This is a genomic window from Hydrogenophaga sp. (assembly GCF_030656115.1).
Classification (GTDB): Bacteria; Pseudomonadota; Gammaproteobacteria; order Burkholderiales; family Burkholderiaceae_C; genus Hydrogenophaga.
On record NZ_JAUSOO010000044.1, the window covers coordinates 42,130 to 59,602 of the forward strand.

Annotated in this window: 16 protein-coding genes; 10 read left to right on the forward strand and 6 right to left on the reverse strand. The window is 66.8% G+C overall.

Annotated features, from left to right (window positions below; all coding sequences use genetic code 11):
• Window positions 1-244 precede the first annotated feature (244 nt).
• Genes Q7J58_RS06160 through eutC form a run of 6 tightly spaced genes read left to right on the forward strand, consistent with a single transcriptional unit; the run spans window position 245 to window position 6,423 of the window.
• On the forward strand, window positions 245-1,309 hold the full coding sequence (locus Q7J58_RS06160; protein ID WP_304824922.1) for an extracellular solute-binding protein: 1,065 nt from the start codon (window positions 245-247) through the stop codon (window positions 1,307-1,309).
• Between the two features lie 3 nt (window positions 1,310-1,312).
• Entirely contained in the window at window positions 1,313-2,434 is a 1,122-nt protein-coding gene (locus Q7J58_RS06165) for an ABC transporter ATP-binding protein (protein ID WP_304824924.1), read from the forward strand.
• Between the two features lie 4 nt (window positions 2,435-2,438).
• Window positions 2,439-3,305 (forward strand): ABC transporter permease, encoded by an 867-nt coding sequence (locus tag Q7J58_RS06170; RefSeq protein WP_304824927.1) that lies wholly within the window; start codon window positions 2,439-2,441, stop codon window positions 3,303-3,305.
• Window positions 3,302-4,159: an ABC transporter permease gene (locus tag Q7J58_RS06175; protein ID WP_304824930.1), complete on the forward strand. Its 858-nt coding sequence runs from the start codon at window positions 3,302-3,304 to the stop codon at window positions 4,157-4,159. The genes Q7J58_RS06170 and Q7J58_RS06175 overlap by 4 nt, the downstream gene beginning before the upstream one ends.
• 3 nt (window positions 4,160-4,162) lie before the next feature.
• The gene (locus Q7J58_RS06180) at window positions 4,163-5,605 is read left to right on the forward strand and encodes an ethanolamine ammonia-lyase subunit EutB (RefSeq protein WP_304824932.1); all 1,443 of its coding nucleotides are present in this window, start codon (window positions 4,163-4,165) and stop codon (window positions 5,603-5,605) included.
• The gene (gene eutC / locus Q7J58_RS06185; RefSeq protein WP_304824934.1) at window positions 5,602-6,423 is read left to right on the forward strand and encodes an ethanolamine ammonia-lyase subunit EutC; all 822 of its coding nucleotides are present in this window, start codon (window positions 5,602-5,604) and stop codon (window positions 6,421-6,423) included. The genes Q7J58_RS06180 and eutC overlap by 4 nt, the downstream gene beginning before the upstream one ends.
• A gap of 49 nt (window positions 6,424-6,472) precedes the next feature.
• On the opposite strand, the gene Q7J58_RS06190 is transcribed toward eutC, so the two are convergent.
• Both Q7J58_RS06190 and Q7J58_RS06195 read right to left on the reverse strand, forming a co-directional pair.
• Window positions 6,473-7,021: a hypothetical protein gene (locus Q7J58_RS06190; protein WP_304824937.1), complete on the reverse strand. Its 549-nt coding sequence runs from the start codon at window positions 7,019-7,021 to the stop codon at window positions 6,473-6,475.
• 2 nt (window positions 7,022-7,023) lie between these two features.
• A complete protein-coding gene (locus tag Q7J58_RS06195; protein ID WP_304824939.1) occupies window positions 7,024-8,457 on the reverse strand; it encodes an ethylbenzene dehydrogenase-related protein in 1,434 nt (477 codons plus the stop codon).
• 267 nt (window positions 8,458-8,724) lie between these two features.
• Here Q7J58_RS06195 and arfB point away from each other — a divergent pair, with 267 nt between their 5' ends.
• Entirely contained in the window at window positions 8,725-9,126 is a 402-nt protein-coding gene (gene arfB, locus Q7J58_RS06200) for an alternative ribosome rescue aminoacyl-tRNA hydrolase ArfB (protein WP_304824942.1), read from the forward strand.
• Window positions 9,127-9,147: 21 nt separating this feature from the next.
• Here arfB and Q7J58_RS06205 read toward each other — a convergent pair whose 3' ends face one another.
• Complete coding sequence (locus Q7J58_RS06205; protein ID WP_304824945.1) at window positions 9,148-9,633, reverse strand: NUDIX hydrolase; 486 nt, start codon at window positions 9,631-9,633, stop codon at window positions 9,148-9,150.
• Window positions 9,634-9,863: 230 nt separating this feature from the next.
• Between Q7J58_RS06205 and Q7J58_RS06210 the strand changes: the two genes are divergently transcribed.
• The 3 genes from Q7J58_RS06210 (at window position 9,864) to pntB (ending at window position 13,192) form a co-directional block, all read left to right on the forward strand.
• Window positions 9,864-9,998 carry a hypothetical protein gene (locus tag Q7J58_RS06210; RefSeq protein WP_304824948.1) on the forward strand — a complete coding sequence of 45 codons (135 nt, stop codon included), beginning with the start codon at window positions 9,864-9,866 and terminating at the stop codon, window positions 9,996-9,998.
• A 124-nt stretch (window positions 9,999-10,122) separates the two neighbouring features.
• Entirely contained in the window at window positions 10,123-11,754 is a 1,632-nt protein-coding gene (locus Q7J58_RS06215) for a Re/Si-specific NAD(P)(+) transhydrogenase subunit alpha (protein ID WP_304824951.1), read from the forward strand.
• A 16-nt stretch (window positions 11,755-11,770) separates the two neighbouring features.
• Window positions 11,771-13,192 (forward strand): Re/Si-specific NAD(P)(+) transhydrogenase subunit beta, encoded by a 1,422-nt coding sequence (gene pntB, locus Q7J58_RS06220; RefSeq protein ID WP_304824954.1) that lies wholly within the window; start codon window positions 11,771-11,773, stop codon window positions 13,190-13,192.
• A 613-nt stretch (window positions 13,193-13,805) separates the two neighbouring features.
• Here the strand turns inward: pntB and Q7J58_RS06225 are convergent.
• The 3 genes from Q7J58_RS06225 to Q7J58_RS06235 form a co-directional block, all read right to left on the reverse strand.
• On the reverse strand, window positions 13,806-14,357 hold the full coding sequence (locus tag Q7J58_RS06225; RefSeq protein WP_304824957.1) for a phosphatidylglycerophosphatase A: 552 nt from the start codon (window positions 14,355-14,357) through the stop codon (window positions 13,806-13,808).
• An 80-nt stretch (window positions 14,358-14,437) separates the two neighbouring features.
• A complete protein-coding gene (thiL, locus tag Q7J58_RS06230; protein WP_304824960.1) occupies window positions 14,438-15,412 on the reverse strand; it encodes a thiamine-phosphate kinase in 975 nt (324 codons plus the stop codon).
• On the reverse strand, window positions 15,405-17,468 hold the full coding sequence (locus Q7J58_RS06235; RefSeq protein ID WP_304824963.1) for a site-specific recombinase: 2,064 nt from the start codon (window positions 17,466-17,468) through the stop codon (window positions 15,405-15,407). Before Q7J58_RS06235 ends, thiL begins: the two co-directional genes overlap by 8 nt.
• Window positions 17,469-17,473 lie beyond the last annotated feature (5 nt).

Here is a 17,473-nt window from a genome sequence, read left to right on the forward strand (position 1 = left end):
CAGCGCGCCATTGATCTGTTTCTCGCCGCTGGGTACAGCGCCGAGGCGGACGCAAAACTTGGACGAGGTGCGTTTCGACGGTGGGATGACGCATGGCGTGCTGTCACCGTTGTTTCACACGCTTGAAATACGCTGGTCTGTGTCGGACGTTGACGCTTGCAACCCAGGCGCTGGCGCGCTCCTGAGAACGTCTTGGGGCGGATCACTGTCACACACTTCAATGCACCACCGAAAGCGAGTTCCCATGAAAAGTCCCCTGTCCAAGATCGTTCTGGCCACGCTGTTGCTGGCCGCTGGCGCCGCACAGGCGCAAGACAAGACCCTGCGCCTGCTGACCTGGGGCGGCTACGCGCCCAAGGACGTGATCGAGCAGTTCACCAAGGAGACCGGTTTCAAGGTCGAGGTGACCACCTCCAACAACGAAGAGATGATCTCCAAGCTGCGCGCCACCGCGGGCGCCGGCTTTGACCTCGCCCAGCCCAGCCAGGACCGCATCGCCGGCCCGCAGACCGAGTTCAAGATCTACAAGCCGCTGGACCTGTCCAAGATCAAGGCCGATCTGTTCATCCCGTCCATGCTCGACGCGACGAAGAAAAACACCACCGTCAGCGGCAAGGTCTACGGCCTGCCGCACATCTGGGGCACCGACGGCCTGGTGGTCAACACCAAGACCTCCAAGGCCACCGATTACGCCGACCTGTGCGCGGCCGAAAACGCCGGCAAGGTCAGCATGCGCCTGAAGCGCCCGACGCTGATCGCCATGGCCTTCGCCTCCGGCAAGGACCCGTTCGCCCTCTACGGCGACGCCAAGGCCTACAGCGCCCTGATGGACGACATGGGCAAGAAGCTCACCGAGTGCAAGAAGAACGTGAAGTTCTACTGGGACGGCAAGGACCAGCTGCTCGCCGGCATCCGCTCGGGTGAACTGACCACGGCCATGATGTGGGACACCGGCGGCTGGGAGCTGAACAAGGCCAACGCCGACGTGAAATTCGTGGCACCGAAGTCGGGCGCGCTGGGCTGGGTGGACACCTTTGCCATCCCCGCCAAGGGCCGCAACGACGCCGCCGCCTACGCCTGGATCAACTTCAACATGCGCCCCGAGATCGCCGCCAAGGTCGCTTCGTCGGCCGGCAACTTCACCGCCAGCCAGGGCGCCGACCAGATGATGGACCCGGTGCTCAAGAAGCAGTTCGCCGACAGCTTCCCCGAAGCCGCGCTGAAGAACATCAAGTGGTACCCGGCCGTGCCGGCCGGCATTGAAGACATCGAAGGCCGCGTGCTCGACCGCGTCAAGGCCGCCCAGTAAGCCGTGGCGTTGCCCACGCCGGCCGCGGGCGGCTCCGCCACGCACGATCTCGACATCCGGTCCGCGCGCAAACGCTATGGCGCGTTTGCCGCGGTGGATGACCTGAGCTTTTCCGTGCGGCGGGGTTCGTTCTTCTCCATCCTTGGCCCCTCGGGCTGCGGCAAGACCACGCTGCTGCGCATGATCGCGGGTTTCATCGAACCCGACGCCGGCGACATCGTGATCAAGGGCGCGTCCATGCGCGGCGTGGCGCCCAACAGGCGCCCGGTCAACATGGTGTTCCAGCACCTGGCGCTGTTCCCGATGATGAGCGTGGGCGAAAACATCGCCTACGGCCTGGAGCGCCGTGGCGTGAAGGGCGCCACCGCCAAGGCCAAGGTGACCGACATGCTCAAACGCGTCGGCCTGCCCGGCAGCGAAGGCAAGCGCATTGACCAGCTTTCGGGCGGGCAGAAGCAGCGCGTGGCCATCGCGCGCTCGCTGGTGCTGGAGCCCGCGCTGCTGCTGCTCGATGAACCGCTGGGTGCGCTCGACCTCAAGCTGCGCGAGCACATGAAGGTAGAGCTCAAACAACTGCAGGCCGAGGTGGGCACCACCTTCGTCTACATCACGCACGACCAGTCGGAAGCGCTGGTCATGTCGGACCAGGTCGCGGTCATGAACCATGGCCGCTTTGAACAGCTGGGTACGCCGCAGCAGCTGTATTACCAGCCGCAGACCGCCTTCGTGGCGGGGTTTGTGGGCAACAACAACCGCTTCGAAGGCGCGATCGAATCGCGCAACGGCGAACAGGTGCTGCTGCGCACCGCCAGTGGCCTGGGCCTGTGGTCACAGCGCCAGGGTGGGCTGGACGTGGGCCAGTCGGCGAGCCTGTTCATCCGCCCCGAGGCCATCGAGATCGGGCTCAGCCCGCGCGAGTTGCCCGCCGGTGAACCGGCCTGGAGCGCCACGGTGCAGAGCGTGCTGTTCGATGGCGGCAACTCCACCGTGCTGGTGCTCGAAGACAAGAGCCAGACGCCACTGCACATCGCGCTGCCGCTCACCGGCCGCCTCGCGGATCTGAAAGCCGGCGAAACCGTGCACTTCGGCTACCAGCCTTCCCAGGCCTGGTGTTTTACGGCCTGACGCCATGGGCCCGTCCTCACACCGTCGCTGGATGTTGGGCTTGCTGCTGGCACCGGCCGGGCTGTGGCTGGTCGGGCTGGTGATCCTGCCGCATGTGGAGCTGCTGCTGCTCTCGCTGCAGGCGCGCGTGGGGCCGGGCGAATACGCGCCCAGCCTGGACCAGTACCGCACCTTTGTCGACGAGCCGCTGTACTGGAACACGTTTGTGCGCACCGCGGTCATCTCGGTGTTGGCGACTGGGCTCACGCTGCTGCTGGCGTTCCCCGCCGCCTGGTACATCGCCAAGGTGGCGCGCGGGCGCCTCAAGATGGTGCTGCTGGTGTTGTGCCTGTTGCCGTTCTGGGTGAGCGAAATGGTGCGCACGCTGGGCTGGCTGATCCTGCTGCGCGAAACCGGCGTGGTCTCGGGCCTGCTGCAGGCCGTGGGTCTGGCGAACCAGCCGGTGGAACTGCTGTACCACGACGCCACCATCCTGGTGGGCCTGGTTTATGCATCGCTGCTCTTCATGGTGATCCCCCTTGTCAACAGCCTGGAGAGTCTCGACGACAGCCTGATCGAAGCCGCCTACGATCTCGGCGGCTCGACGGCCAACATCGTGCGCCGCATCGTGATTCCGCACGCGGCGCCCGGCATCGCGGCCGGCAGCATCGTGGTCTTCATGCTGTGCCTGGGCAACTACCTCACACCCACGCTGCTGGGCGGCAAGAACTCGCTCTGGTTCACCGAGCAGATCTACACCCAGTTCATCACCCGCTTCAACTGGAACCAGGGCGCGGCCTTTGGCTTCCTGCTGCTGTTCCTCTCCAGCCTGCTGGTGTGGGCGGGTCTGAAACTCACTGGCCAGCGCTTCGGCGCTGTCATGAAGACATGATCCCCAGCCTGCCCCGTCCCGCCTTGCAGCGCTTCGGCCTCGGTGCCTTCGTCACCGGGTTCTTCGTGTTCCTGTTCGTGCCGCTGCTGGTGGTGGCGGTGTTTGCGTTCAACAACGCCGACTACCCGACGCCGCCCTGGATGGGCTTCACGCTCGACTGGTTCACCGCCAACAACGACGCGCGCACGGGGCTGCTGGCCGATGGCGAGCTGCTGCGGAGCATGGGCGTGAGCGCCTGGGTGGCGCTGTGGGTGACGCTGCTGTCGGTCGGTGTGGGCACCTGCAACGCCTTCCTGCTGGAGCGCTTCGAGTTCCCGGGCAAGAACGCCATCGCGCTGCTGGCCATGTTGCCGCTGGTGATTCCCGGCGTGATCCTGGGCATCTCCATCCTCGCCTTCGCCAGCCGCATCGCCAACTTCGCCGACGAGACCTGGGGCCTGGAGCTGGACTTTTTGCGGCCCGGCCTGCCGCTGGTGATCCTCGGCCAGTTCTGCTACATCGTGACCATCGCCACGCTCACCATCTCGGCCAGCCTGCGCCGGTTTGACCGCACGCTCGAAGAGGCCGCCTACAACCTGGGCGCGAGCCGCCTCGCCGTGCTCTGGACCATCACCTTGCCCTACCTGCGGCCGAGCATGATCGGCGCCGCGGCCATGGCGTTCCTGATGTCGTTCGAGAACTTCAACACCACGCTGATGCTGGTGGGCTCGGACTCACCGCTCACCGTGCTGATGTACAGCCGCATGCGCGAGGGCGCCACGCCGGTGCTCAACGCGATCAGCCTGTTTCTCATGGTGGCCTCGGCCCTGCTGGCGCTGATGCTGCTGTGGCGCAAGCCGCAGAGCCCGGGGTGACGCATGCGCTTCAGTCACACCGTCGGCCAGCACCGCTACGTCTTTGACGACCTGCGCACGCTGATGGCGCGCGCTTCGCCCGCGCGCTCGGGCGACCGCCTCGCGGGGGTTGCCGCCGCCAACAGCCAGGAGCGCGTGGCCGCGCAGATGGCGTTGGCCGAGCTGCCGCTGGCGCACTTTCTCAGCGAGTCGGTGGTGCCCTACGAAAGCGACGAGGTGACGCGCCTGATCGTCGACACGCACGACGCCGCGGCCTTCGCGCCGGTGGCGCATCTGACGGTGGGCGACTTCCGCAACTGGCTGCTGGGCGACGCCGCCAACACCGCCACACTGAGCGCGCTGGCGCCCGGCCTCACGCCCGAGATGGTGGCCGCGGTGAGCAAGCTCTGCCGCGTGCAAGACCTGGCGCTGATCGCGCGCAAGTGCCGTGTAGTCACGCGCTTTCGCGACACCATCGGCCTGCCCGGCAGGCTGGCCACACGCCTGCAGCCCAACCACCCGACCGACGACCTCGCCGGCATCGCCGCCAGCCTGATCGACGGGCTGCTCATGGGCAGCGGCGACGCGGTGATCGGCATCAACCCCGCCACCGACAACGTGCCGCAGGTGGTGCGCCTGCTCGGCATGCTCGACGAGGTGATCGGCCACTACGGCATGCCCACGCAGAGCTGCGTGCTCACGCACGTGACCAACACCTTGCAGGCTATTGAACGCGGCGCGCCGGTGGACCTGGTGTTCCAGTCAATCGCCGGCACCGAAGCCGCCAACCGCAGCTTCGGCATCGACCTGGCGCTGCTGGCCGAGGCGCATGCGGCGGCGCTGTCGCTGCAGCGCGGCGCGCTGTTCGACGACGCGCACGGTGTCGGCGGCGCCGATGCGGCGCCGGTGCGCGGCCAGCACGTGATGTATTTCGAGACCGGCCAGGGCAGCGCGCTCTCGGCCAACGCGCACCACGGCTGCGACCAGCAGACCATCGAGGCGCGCGCCTACGCGGTGGCGCGCCGCTTCCAGCCGCTGCTGGTGAACACCGTGGTGGGCTTCATCGGCCCCGAGTATTTGTTCGACGGCAAGCAGATCCTGCGCGCGGGCCTCGAAGACCATTTCTGCGGCAAGCTGCTGGGCCTGCCCATGGGCTGCGACGTCTGCTACACCAACCACGCCGAGGCCGACAGCGACGACATGGACGCGCTGCTCACGCTGCTGTGCACGGCGGGTGTCAACTTCATCATGGGCGTGCCGGGCGCGGACGACATCATGCTCAACTACCAGAGCACCTCGTTTCACGACGCGCTGGCCATGCGCCAGCTGCTGGGCCTGCGCGCGGCGCCCGAGTTTGAAGACTGGCTGCTGCGCATGGGCATCCGTGAAGCGGGCGGCGCCCTGCAACTCGCGCCCGCGCTGCCCGCGGCTTTTGTGCCGGCGATCCGGCGGCTGGAGGGCTCATGAACCATCTGCCCACAACGCCCGTCACGCCCGCGCCGTGGGACGGGCTGAAGCGCTTCACCGACGCGCGCATCGCGCTGGGCCGCGCCGGCCACAGCCAGACCACCGCCGCGCACCTGGCGTTCCAGCTGGCGCATGCACAGGCGCGCGACGCCGTGCACCTGCCGCTGGACGTGGCCACCTTGTCCCCTGAATTGCAGGCGCTGGGGCTGGACGTGCTGCCGCTGCACAGCGCAGCACCCGACCGCGCGGCCTACCTGCAACGACCCGACTGGGGCCGCCGCCTCGACGCTACGTCGCGCGAGCGGCTGCTGCTCGGGCGCCAGGCGCACCCGGGTGCCGAACCAGCGGACCTGGCGTTTGTCGTGGCCGATGGCCTGTCGGCGCTGGGCGTGATGCAAAACGCCGTGCCTTTGCTGGCGCAGCTGCTGCAGCGCCTGCGCGCGGATGCGCAGCAGCGCTGGACCTTCGCGCCCCTGGCCCTGGTGGAGCAGGGCCGTGTGGCTGTTGGCGACGAGATCGGGCAACTGCTGAATGCGCGCTGTGTGGTGGTGCTGATCGGCGAGCGCCCGGGCCTGAGTTCGCCCGACAGCCTGGGCATCTACTTCAGCTGGGCGCCGCGCGTGGGTCTGACCGATGCGCAGCGCAACTGCATTTCCAACGTGCGCAATGCGGGTCTGCCGCCCGAGCGTGCGGCGGGGAAACTGCTGGCCTTGTTGCAGCAGGCGCGTCTGCGCCAGGTCACGGGCATTGCCCTCAAGGACGATGTGGACGAGCAGTTGCCCGCCCCGCCGTCAGGGCCGCAGAGCCTGCGACCCTGAATGCCCCGGGGGCTGGCCCGGCCCAGGCTTCTGCGTTCCCCTGCGGCGCTCAGGCCGTCTTGCGGTTCAGGAACGCCATGACCAGCAGCAGCAGCGAAATCACACCCAAGGCGATCAGCGTGGTGTTGGGCACGTAGTAGGTGGTGTACACCTCCCAGCCCAGCAGGCGCAGCAGGTCAGACACCTCGGTGTAGATGCCCACGAGGTGGCCACCCAGCGTGCCGGTGATGCCCAGCAGGGCGCTGCCGAGGAAGGCCAGACCGGCCATGACCCAGCGCGATGTGCCTTGCCACACGCTCTCGCCACGGCGCCAGCGCACGAACAGGATCTCGGCCCAGTAGGCCACGGTCCAGCTGGCAAGCAGCACGTGGTTGCGGCCCAGGGCCGACGCGGAGATCGTTTCCCAGGGCCACACCATCAGGCCGATGGCAAACGCGATGATGCCGAACACCAGGCTGGCGCTGAGCAGCGGCACCAGCGCGTGGTCCACCGACTTGGCGAGCGGGCCGTCGGAGAACACGCGCAGGAAGATCGCCAGCGTGGCGGTCATCCACAGCGCGATGGGAAAGTGAACCATCAAGACGTGATAGGCATCCATGATCAAACTCCTGTATTGCGCTTGAGCAACTGGTTGAGGGCCAAACCGAATGCCGTGATCAGCGCGAGGCCGGCGAGCAGTGTCCAGCGCCATTGGTTGTAGATTTCGCTGGCGAACTCGGCTTCGATCCCGTAGTGCTTGAGCTGGTCCACACTGTGGTGTGTGGTCACGGGCTGACCCTGTTTGATGAACCTCGCGCCCGCGTGCTGGGTGCTGTTGAGGTGCGGCCAGCTCACCTGGCCGGGGTAGAAGAGTTCCACCGCGGTCCACTGGTCTTTCCAGACGGGCGCGGCGCCGTCGAACTTCTGCGCCACGATATTGGCGTCACGACCCAGGCCCAGCGTGGCGGGCAGTGACACGTAGTGCCAGCGCCCACCGGTGGCGTTGCGGTGGATGGAGAACGCCACCGCGTAGGCGCCCTGGTCTTTCAGGATCTTGTCGTCCAGCGGATGACCGGTGTCGAGTTTGCGCGTGAGCGTCACGTCCCAGAAACCATCGGCCCAGCGCCCTGTGCCTTGCACGGCAATGTCGGCCATCGATTCCGCTGGCGTGCGCAGGATGCGCCGTGGCAGGGTGTCGCCGTTCTGCCAACCGGCTGCAGGATCGAAAGGCACCGCCTCGCCATCGCGCAGAAAGTAGGTGCTGTCCTGCGACAGCTTGCCGCCCACCACATCGTCCCACTTCAGGGCTTTGTAGCCAGTGGTGGCGCTGTTGAACATCAGCTTGGGTTGTTTGAGTTCACCGTCCCAGTTGGACGCCGCGCTGCTCTTGCCGGCATCGCCCATCCGCGCCTCGGCCACCACCTGGTCGTCGGACATGTTGATCGGGTTGGAGCGATGACCGCGCCAGTGCCACAGGTCCAGAAAGTAGCCAGCGGCCCGTTGCGCCTTCAAGGTGTCTTCGGGCTGCACGCTGGCCCAGTCCGTGATGTCGGTGCGGGTCTGCGGCAGGTGCTTGCTGACCTCTTCCTGCTTGAGCTTCTTGCCCAGGTAGGGGTGTGCCTTGACATCGTCGCCCCCCGCATGCTGCGTGAAGGTGGCTATGCCGGGGCCGATGGCCAGGTAACCACCGTAGCGCGCGAACTCGGGCACGCTGCCGTCGTCCAGCATCATGGCCACGCGGTCCTCGTGCAGGCCATCGGGCTCAGAGCCCGCGACCGCCTTGCCTTTGGTGACCCACTTGCCGTCCTCGTACATGACGACGTCGTGAAAGATGCCCGGCTTCCCGGCGGGCCAGCGGTAGCGGAAGAACATGTCGCTGCCGTTGTAGGCGGCCTGCACCTGCAGGGGCACGGTCAACTGCTTGGGCACGCTGATGTTTCGCTTCGGGTCGTCGCGGACGACGCCGGTGCCGTGGGTGATCCAGGAGAGCAGCAAGGCTCCTCCGAACAACGCCACGGCGACCAGCAGGCCGCCTTGCGTATGGGGCTTTTTCATGGGTGGATCCTGTGAAGATGAGCGCACAGCCTAAGCCTCACGGACAGGGTTTTGTTGATATTTGTCAACAATTGCCCTGTGTGACCGCACAGCATCAATCACAGGCAACAGTCCCGAAAAAAAGGTCCATCCTTTAAGGTTGAAATAACAATTGAACGGGGAAAAGAGGGGAGAAAGAGGGGGGATTTGGGCATCAAAGGCCCGACATAAGCCCAATGACCCGGGCGCCGATGCCGGGTTCGCTGTGCCCATGGCACACTGCCGCACATGCCCCGCGTCAACCCCTCTGAAGTGGAATTCACCGCCATCCGCGCGCAAGGCGCGGGCGGGCAGAACGTGAACAAGGTGTCCAACGCGGTGCATCTGCGGTTTGCCATCCACGCCTCATCGCTGCCCGAGGCCATCAAGGAACGCCTGCTGGGCTTGAGCGACCAGCGCATCACCACCGAAGGCGTGGTGGTGATCAAGGCCCAGACCAGCCGCAGCCTGGAGCACAACAAGGCCGAGGCGCTGGAGCGTTTGCAGGCCCTCATCGACCGCGTGGCCCATGTGCCCAAGGCGCGCAAGGCGACCCAACCCACGTTCGGATCGAAACAGCGCCGCCTGGCCGGCAAGGCCACGCGTTCGCAGGTGAAACAGCTGCGCGGCCGCGTGTCGGGGGCCGACTGATCGCCTGGGCAGCGGTGGGTTTTAAGCCGGCCCGCTCAGCACCGAGGCGTGGGTGGTCACCACATCCAGCGGGTAGCGTCGGCCGGCCAGGTGGTCTTCCATGCACTGCAACACCAGCGGGCTGCGGTGGCGCTCGGCGCTGGCGCGCAGCTCGTCGGGCGTCATCCACAGGGTGCGCACGATGCCGGTGTCCAGCGAGCGCTCGGGCTCCAAGGCACCCAGTTCGCCGCAGAAGGCGAAGCGCAGGTAGGTGATGTCTTCCCCGGTGGCCTCGCGCTGGAAGCGCGACAGGTAGACCCCCACCAGCGCGGTCGGGGTGAAGCGGTGCGCGGTTTCCTCCAGCGCTTCGCGTGCCACGCCTTGCGCGGGGCTTTCGCCGGGGTCCAGGTGGCCGGCCGGGTTGTTCAGCCGCAGGCCTTCGGGGGTGTGTTCTTCAACCAACAGGTAGCGGCCGTCGCGTTCAATGATGGCCGCCACGGTGGCGCTGGGTTTCCAACGGGTGTTCATGGGCGCATTATCAACGGCCCGCAGCGGGGTGACCGGTGGGGAAACGGGTTGCGGGCTTTCCAAAATATCAGCAATGACTTATAAACAGAAGTGCTTTGTTTCAAAATGAGATTTCATGCCCGCCCGCCGAAGATTTCAGGCGGCGGCGGGGATGAACCCTGATCGGTTTCGGGCGGCTTTCAGTTAAGCTGCGCCAGAAATCATTTCAACCGCGCGAGTGAGGAGACCTTATGCAGATTGGCGTACCCGCCGAAACCCCGGTGGGCCATACCCAGAGCGCCGTCGCACCCCAGACGGCCCACAAGCATCTGACTCCGGGCCACACCACCCAGGTGCAGGCCCACGCTGGCGTGGCCACCCGCTGAAGCTTTGTGTGGACCGGCGAGTCGGTGGTGGCGCATGCCACCGCCCACCGGCTTGCCGTGTGGGATCACCGCACCGCCTGGCTCCATTTCCAACACCTGACATTCCTGCATTGAGGACATTCCCATGACTTCTGGCGCATCGACCGAAACAGCCGCAGCCAGCGCGGCCGCACCCACTCCGCAGCGCATTGGCGTGCCGCGCGAGATTTTCCCTGGCGAAAAACGCGTGGCCACCGTGCCCGAGGCCGTGGTCAAGCTGGTCAAACTGGGCTTTGTCGTGGTGGTGGAAAGCGGTGCGGGCGAGCTGGCCAACTGCAGCGATGCCGACTACGTTGAAGCCGGTGCCCGCATCGCGCCGACCGCGGCCGAGCTGTGGAGCGGCTGCGACATCGTCTTCAAGGTGCGCGCGCCCACGGCCGACGAAGTGGCGCTGATGCACGCAGGCCAGACGCTGATCGGCTTCTTGTGGCCCGCCCAAAACCCCGATTTGATGCAGCAACTGGCGGCCAAGCAGGTCACGGCGCTGTCGATCGACGCGCTGCCGCGCACGCTGAGCCGCGCGCAAAAGATGGACGCGCTGACCTCCATGGCCGGTGTCAGTGGCTACCGCGCGGTGGTCGAAGCTGCCAACGCCTTCGGCCGCTTCTTCAACGGCCAGATCACGGCGGCGGGCAAGGTGCCCCCAGCCAAGGTGTTCATTGCCGGTGCGGGCGTGGCCGGTCTGGCCGCCATTGGCGCAGCGGCCAGCCTGGGCGCCATCGTGCGCGCCAACGACACGCGGGCCGAAGTGGCCGACCAGGTGGTTTCGCTCGGCGGCGAGTTCGTCAAGGTGGACTATGAAGAGGAAGGCTCGGGCGGTGGCGGTTACGCCAAGGTCATGAGCGAGGGTTTTCAGGCCGCGCAGCGCGAGATGTACGCCAAGCAGGCGCGCGAGGTCGACATCATCATCACCACCGCACTCATTCCCGGCAAACCCGCGCCCAAGCTGATCACCGCCGAGCTGGTCCAGAGCATGAAGCCCGGCAGTGTGATCGTGGACATGGCGGCCGAGCAGGGCGGCAATTGCGAGCTGACCGTGCCCGGCGAGGCGGTGGTGCGCCATGGCGTGACCATCGTCGGCTACACCGACCTGGCTTCGCGCATGGCCCGCCAGTCGTCCACGCTGTACGGCACCAACCTGTTCCGTCTGACGGAAGAGCTGTGCAAGACCAAAGACGGCGTCATCAACGTCAACATGCAGGACGACGCCATTCGCGGCCTGACCGTGATCAAGAACGGCGAAATCACCTGGCCCGCACCGCCGCTGGTGGTGGCCCCCAAACCCGCGCCCAAGCCCGCTGCTGCTGTGGCGGCCAAGAAGGGCCACGGTCATGGCGAGCCGTCCGGGCCCATGCCGGCGGGCAAGTTGGCCATCGTGGCCGGCGTTACCGCCGTGTTGTTCGCGCTGGTGGGTGCCTACGCGCCGGCCGCGTTCCTGTCGCACTTCACGGTGTTCGTGCTGGCCTGTTTCGTGGGCTACATGGTGGTGTGGAACGTCAAGCCCGCGCTGCACACGCCGCTCATGAGCGTGACCAACGCCATCAGCTCCATCATCGCCATTGGTGCGCTGGTGCAGATCTCGCCCCTGGCCCACGCCACCGAGCGGCCCAACACACTGATCATCGGCCTGGCTGCGCTGGCGCTGGTGCTCACTGCCATCAACATGTTCGGCGGCTTTGCCGTCACCCAGCGCATGCTGGCGATGTTCCGCAAATAAGAATAGGAGACCCTGAATGTCTGCAAGTCTGGCCACGGTCGCCTACATTGGCGCGACCATTCTTTTCATTCTCAGCCTGGGCGGCCTGTCCAACCAGGAAACCGCGCGCCGGGGCAACCTGTTCGGCATGGTCGGCATGGCGCTGGCCGTGGTGGCCACGGTGTTTGGCCCGCAGGTCACCGCCGCCGGTATTCCCTGGATCATCGGCGCCATGGTGATCGGCGGCTCCATCGGCCTGTACGCCGCGCGCACCGTGCAAATGACGCAAATGCCCGAACTGGTGGCGCTCATGCACAGCATGGTCGGCATGGCCGCGGTGCTGGTCGGCTACGCCACCTATGTCGATCCGGAGGCCACCAAGGGCTTTGAAGGTGCGGCGCATGCCATCCATTCGATGGAAATTTACATCGGCATCTTCATCGGCGCGGTCACCTTCTCGGGCTCGGTCGTCGCCTTCGGCAAACTCTCGGGCCGTGTCGGCGGCAAGCCCATGCTGCTGCCCGGGCGCCACTGGATGAATCTGGCCGGTCTGCTGGCGGTGGTCTATTTCGGCCGCCTGTTCCTGCAGGCCGAGACGCTGCAGGACGGCATGGTGCCGCTGTTCATCATGAGCGCCATCGCGCTGCTGTTCGGCATCCACATGGTGATGGCCATTGGCGGCGCCGACATGCCGGTGGTGGTGTCCATGCTCAACAGCTACTCGGGCTGGGCCGCCGCGGCCACGGGCTTCATGCTGAGCAACGACCTGCTGATCGTGACCGGTGCGCTGGTGGGTTCCAGCGGCGCCATCCTGTCCTACATCATGTGCAACGCGATGAACCGCAGCTTCATCAGCGTGATCGCTGGCGGCTTCGGCACCACCGCCGCCGCACCCAAGGCCGCGGGCAGTGCCGCCGCCGAGCCGGTGGGCGAGGTGAATCCCATCCTTGCCGGCGAGACCGCCGAACTGCTGCGCGACGCCAAAAATGTGATCATCGTGCCCGGCTACGGCATGGCGGTGGCGCAGGCGCAGCACACGGTGTTCGAGATCACCCGCACCCTGCGCGAGAAGGGCGTGAACGTGCGCTTTGGCATCCACCCGGTGGCCGGCCGCATGCCCGGCCACATGAACGTGCTGCTGGCCGAGGCCAAGGTGCCGTACGACATCGTGTTCGAGATGGACGAACTCAACGACGACTTCCCCGACACCGACGTGGCCATCGTCATCGGCGCCAACGACATCGTGAACCCGGCCGCGCAGGACGACCCGACCAGCCCCATCGCCGGCATGCCGGTGCTGGAGGTCTGGAAGGCCCGCACCTCCATCGTGATGAAGCGCAGCATGGCCAGCGGCTATGCCGGCGTGGACAACCCGCTGTTCTACAAGGACAACAACCGCATGCTGTTCGGCGACGCCAAGAAAATGCTGGACGAGGTGTTGGTGGCGTTGAAGAGCTGAGCGGTTGAGGGCCCCTCGCTCATGCCCGCTCACCCCCCTCAAACGCACCCGCGCTGCGTGTTGCAAATGCGCTTCACTGGCCCGAGCGAGGGCCGTGCTTGGCGCCTTGACCAGGCACGTTTTGAGGTGTTGCTCGGACACGCCCCAAATACGCTCAGCCTTTGAGCGTATTTGGGGCCACGTGAGTGGCGGAGACCTTCGAATATGGAGCAAAGACAAAGGGGCCAGCTGGCCCCTTTGTCTTGGGACGTGGATCAATCCGCCTTCTGCGGTGGCCAGCACGCGGCGCTCTCAAGGTGCTGGTTGAGGCGCGGGCGCATGGAACGCTGGGCGAACTCGGTGGGGCAGGCTGCCTCGGGCGGGTTCGGATCCAGGACAACCCGACGTGCTCGATGCGAACCGAGCCATGGGCTGCAAAGACGTGGCGGATCCCGATGTTGTGGTCGTCCGTGCGGCCAAACCCGGCGGCCAAAGGCGAAAAAACTGCGCCTGTGCTCGCGCGCCGGGTGGTCCGCCGCACCAGCCTTGAAACGGCCGTTTCGTGGATCATTTCAAGCGAGCGTGAAGTCGTGGCGCAGCGGCTGCGTGCAGAAAGCAGGCGATGGGGCTGGTTTCAATACCGCCAGAGTGCGATCACCAGCAGCGTACAGCCGGCGGCGGCAAAATCGTCCAGCAAAATGCCAAAGCCCCCGCGCGGGCCGAAGCCTTTGAAGGTCTGGTCGGCCCAGGCCATGGGGCCGAACTTCACCGCGTCAAAAAATCGGAACAGCGCAAACGCGACCAGCTGGCCCCAGAAGCTGGCGGGTGTGACCAGCCACAGCACCAGCCAGAAGGCCACCACTTCGTCCCACACAATGTGGCCCGAATCGGCCACGCGCATGTGTTGCGCGGTGACGGTGCAGGCCCACCAGCCCACCAGCGTGCCCAGACCGATCAGGGTGGCCCAGCCCAGGTCTGACAGGAAAGGTTGCAGCAGCACAAACGCGGCCCAGGCCCACAGCGTGCCGGCCGTGCCGGGGGCAAAACGCGACAGGCCCGAGCCCGCGCCCAGGGCGATGAAGTGCGCGGGGTGGGCCAGCACAAACGCCCCGGTGGGCCGCACCGTGGGCGGTGCTTCTGTGGCGGGCGCTGCCGGGTCGCGGCTGGGGGGTGTGGGGTCAAACATACCCAGATTATGGCCAAGCGCCTGGGTGCGGCGCTGGCGCAGACCCCGTGCCAGCCACGGGGTCGTGCGCGTTGACGCGATCAAGCAAAGTGGTCAAAACCCCGCGGGGTGAGTGCCACCGGTTCACCCGCCGCATTCAGCAGCCGCAGGCCCTGCGTGGCGCTGATCTGCCCGATGCGCTGCACCGGCGTCTGGCTGGCTTGTGCGGCGGCAGCCACCGCAGCGCGTTGGGCGGGTGCGGCGGTGAACAGCAGTTCGTAGTCGTCGCCGCCGTTGAGCAGGCAGTCCAGCCGCTGCGCCTCGGGCAGGGCTTGCAGGTCGGGGGCCACGGGCAGCAGGGCTGGGTGGATGTCGGCGCCCACGCCGCTGGCTTGCAGGATGTGGCCCAGGTCGCCGGCCAGGCCGTCGCTCAGGTCCAGCGCGGCGTGGGCCAGACCGGCCAGCGCCTGGCCCAGGGCGAGGCGCGGTGCCGGGCGTTCCAGCCGTTCGCGCAGCCGGGGCAGGGCGCCGGGCAGGGCGTGTTGCCGTGCCCAGCCGGTGCCTTGGATGAGTTCCAGGGCCAGCCGGGCCTCACCGGTGCGCCCGCTCAGGTACAGGTCGTCACCCGGCTGCGCCGCGCCGCGCCGCAGGGCTTGGCCGGGCCGCAGTTCGCCGAACACGGTGATGCAGATGTTGAGTGGGCCGCGCGTGGTGTCGCCGCCCACCAGCGGGCAAGCATGCGCGTCGGCCAGGGCAAACAGGCCTTGGGCGAAGGCGCTGAGCCAGGCGTTGTCGGCCTGGGGCAGGGCCAGGGCCAGCGCAAAGCCCAGCGGGCGCGCGCCCATGGCGGCCAGGTCGCTCAGGTTGACGGCCAGCGCTTTGTGGCCGAGTGCGGCGGGGTCGACATCGGCAAAAAAATGGCGGCCTTGCACCAGCATGTCGCTGGAGATGGCGAGCTGGTGGCCGGGCGTGGGTTGCAGCAGGGCACAGTCGTCGCCAATGCCCAGCACCACCTGAGGCGGTTGTGGCGGGCCGTTGCGCAGAAAGTGGCGCCGAATGAGCTCGAATTCACCCATGCGGTGGGGGCGAGGCCGGCGGCGATCCGCTGTCGGGCACGCCTTCAGGTTGCAGATCGGCTTCGGCGTCGGCTTCTTCGGGCAGCGAGCGCGGGGGCAGCAAGAAGCTCAGCGGCGTGATGCGGATGCGCCGCCAGATGGCCGCCCGGATGCGCTGGCGGTTCACTTCGCTGATGCTTTGTGCACGCAACGCCAGGCGAAACGCCAGGTAAAAACTCACCGCCAGGTTGATCGGGCCCACCAGCGCGATGCCGGCGGCCGCCCACCAGAAGGCGGGTTCCATCAACACGCCCAGGCCCAGCGAAGCGGCGGCGGCCGCGGCCTGCCCGGCCGCGAGGGTGACGTGGCGCACGTCCAGCCCCAGGCCAAAGAAGGCGGCAAAGGCCGGCACCAGGCCGAGCATGAAGCCCAGTGAAATATTGGCTGCCAGGCCCGATACGTTGCTGCGCAAAAAAGTGGCCCAGCGCGCGGCGCGCTCGGGCCCGAGCACGCGGGTGAAACGCGGGTTGTGCCGCACGGCCGAGTCCAGCTTGTGAAACACAAACCAGTTTTCAACCCAGCCCGCCACGATGCTGGACGCAAACAGCAGCACCCCGGTGAGCGCGGCAAACAGCAGCGTGGGGCCCAGCAGGTGCAGGTCGTGCAGCACATGCTGTGCTTTGTCGGCGGTGATCATGGGGGCACCGGTGGTGAACTGCAGCACCAGGCTGAGCACCACCACCACCGGCACCACCAGGCCCACGTTGCCCACAATGGACGCGATTTGCGAGCGAAACAGGTTGGCCACTTCGTCCACGAAACGGCGCACCGCGCCCGGCTGGCGAATGTGCTTGAGTTTGGCCACCATGGCCGGAGCGGTCACGGCGGGCTGCTTGGTGGCCACGGTCAGGTGCAGCAGCTGGATCAGCACGAAAAAGAAGGCGTAGTTCAGGCCGGCGGCAAAGCCGGCCCAGAACGCCGAGAGGCCCAGCGCGTAGAGCGAGAACTTGACCCAGGTGGTGAAGCCAATCACGGCGCCGCCACCGGCCGCCTTGCCCAGCATCTGGCGGTATTCGGCGGCGTCGCGGGTGATGTAGTGCTCGCCGTTTTCTGCACTGCGTTCGGCCACCTTGGCGGCGGTGAGGTGTGAGCTGCTGGCGATCAGGGCACGGATGCTGCGGTTGTCTTGCCCCACTTGGGCCAGGTCGGCCAACAGGGCGGCGGTGGCGCGTTCGGGCTGGTCGGATTGCAGGCAGTCCAGCAGCTCCTTGATGCGCACAATGCGCTCGCGCAACTGGTGCAGGCGAAACACAATGCCCACCGACACGCCGTGTGCTTCCAGGTGCGAATACACGGTGTAAGCCGCGTGGCGGCAGGCATCAAGCTGTTCGCGCAACTGCGCGGCGGCCTGCAGCGCCTGCGGGCTGTGGGGGCCGTGTTGTTGCACCGCCAGGCGCAGCACCTCAAACGACGATGGCAGTTCGTGAAACGGCCGTCCGGCCTGCGCCTGGGCCGACATGCGCACCCGGATTTCAGACGCAAAGCCCGTCGCACTGACCTGGCTCACACAGAAGATGAGGGCGTCCATGAGCGCGCTTTGCCAGAAGCTGGCAGGCGGCCGGTCGGGCGCCGTGTGCGGGGGAGTCAGCAACAGGCTGCGCAGCCGCTCCAGCGTGGCGGTGTCCAGCGCTTTGAGCCAGAGCACATCAAACCGCGTGGGCAGCAGCAGGCCAAACAGCTCGGCCAAGTCGGTGGTTTCCGGGGTGCCGGGCAGCACCTTGCGGCGCAGGCGGTGACCCAGTTCGCTCAGAAATGCGGTGCGTGGGGCGAAGCCGTAGTCGGCCAGCAGGGGCGTGGCGTCCACGCTGCCCACAAAGGTTTGCCACCAGTCGTGCCAGCGGGTTTGCCATTCGGGGCGGGCCTGTACCGCATCCAGAAACAGGCGCACGCGTGCCACGCTGGCCTCTGGGTCCTTGGCCTCGCCGCGCACCCAGCGCAGCAGCTCAACCAACCACAGGTGCCGTTGCGCCAGGGGGGCTTGGGCGTCAAGCGCGTCAATCAGCTGGGGGAGTTCCATGCGGG

Coding starts and splice junctions, on each gene's coding strand:
- Q7J58_RS06160 (WP_304824922.1), top strand. CDS start 245: ATGAAAAGTCCCCTGTCCAAGATCGTTCTGGCCACGCTGTTGCTGGCC.
- Q7J58_RS06170 (WP_304824927.1), top strand. CDS start 2,439: ATGGGCCCGTCCTCACACCGTCGCTGGATGTTGGGCTTGCTGCTGGCA.
- Q7J58_RS06175 (WP_304824930.1), top strand. CDS start 3,302: ATGATCCCCAGCCTGCCCCGTCCCGCCTTGCAGCGCTTCGGCCTCGGT.
- Q7J58_RS06180 (WP_304824932.1), top strand. CDS start 4,163: ATGCGCTTCAGTCACACCGTCGGCCAGCACCGCTACGTCTTTGACGAC.
- eutC (WP_304824934.1), top strand. CDS start 5,602: ATGAACCATCTGCCCACAACGCCCGTCACGCCCGCGCCGTGGGACGGG.
- Q7J58_RS06190 (WP_304824937.1), bottom strand. CDS start 7,021: ATGGATGCCTATCACGTCTTGATGGTTCACTTTCCCATCGCGCTGTGG.
- Q7J58_RS06195 (WP_304824939.1), bottom strand. CDS start 8,457: ATGAAAAAGCCCCATACGCAAGGCGGCCTGCTGGTCGCCGTGGCGTTG.
- arfB (WP_304824942.1), top strand. CDS start 8,725: ATGCCCCGCGTCAACCCCTCTGAAGTGGAATTCACCGCCATCCGCGCG.
- Q7J58_RS06205 (WP_304824945.1), bottom strand. CDS start 9,633: ATGAACACCCGTTGGAAACCCAGCGCCACCGTGGCGGCCATCATTGAA.
- Q7J58_RS06210 (WP_304824948.1), top strand. CDS start 9,864: ATGCAGATTGGCGTACCCGCCGAAACCCCGGTGGGCCATACCCAGAGC.
- Q7J58_RS06215 (WP_304824951.1), top strand. CDS start 10,123: ATGACTTCTGGCGCATCGACCGAAACAGCCGCAGCCAGCGCGGCCGCA.
- pntB (WP_304824954.1), top strand. CDS start 11,771: ATGTCTGCAAGTCTGGCCACGGTCGCCTACATTGGCGCGACCATTCTT.
- Q7J58_RS06225 (WP_304824957.1), bottom strand. CDS start 14,357: ATGTTTGACCCCACACCCCCCAGCCGCGACCCGGCAGCGCCCGCCACA.
- thiL (WP_304824960.1), bottom strand. CDS start 15,412: ATGGGTGAATTCGAGCTCATTCGGCGCCACTTTCTGCGCAACGGCCCG.
- Q7J58_RS06235 (WP_304824963.1), bottom strand. CDS start 17,468: ATGGAACTCCCCCAGCTGATTGACGCGCTTGACGCCCAAGCCCCCCTG.